Genomic DNA, 452 nt, shown 5'->3' with positions numbered 1-452 from the left:
ACCGCTTTTGCAGCTTCTAAATCATTAAAGGCAACATGGTTGATACCGTTTGGAAGTGGTGCAAAGTCTTGTGAATATTTAGGTTGACCACCCGCCGAAACGGTAAATAAGGTACGGCCGTGGAACGCATTGTTAAATGCCACAATGCCACTTTTGCCAGCAACGCCGCTGTCTAGACCAACTTTACGAGCTAGTTTGAGTGCTGCTTCGTTTGCTTCTGCACCTGAGTTACAGAAGAATACTTTATCTGCAAATGTATTTTCGGTGAGTTGTTTTGCAAGGCGTAGAACGGGTTCATTTGTATAACCATTGCCTACATGCCAAAGTTTTGTTGCTTGTTCTGTTAAAGCATTTACTGCCACTGGATGCGCATGACCTAATGCGTTTACTGCAATCCCGCCTGCAAAATCGATATATTCTTTATTTTCTTGATCCCAAATACGTGAACCTTC

The 452-nt window shown here is 42.9% G+C and carries 1 protein-coding gene; it reads right to left on the bottom strand.

Going from position 1 to position 452, the window contains the following annotated elements; genetic code table 11:
• A partial coding sequence (locus ACXM0J_RS18860) for an aminotransferase class III-fold pyridoxal phosphate-dependent enzyme (RefSeq protein ID WP_304457412.1) occupies nucleotides 1–452 on the bottom strand: 452 nt, incomplete at both ends.

Source organism: Acinetobacter sp. GRABPA_MV_2, from assembly GCF_056725885.1.
The sequence above is the reverse complement of the archived record's forward strand: the minus strand, read 5'-3'. Positions and strand labels throughout refer to the sequence as shown.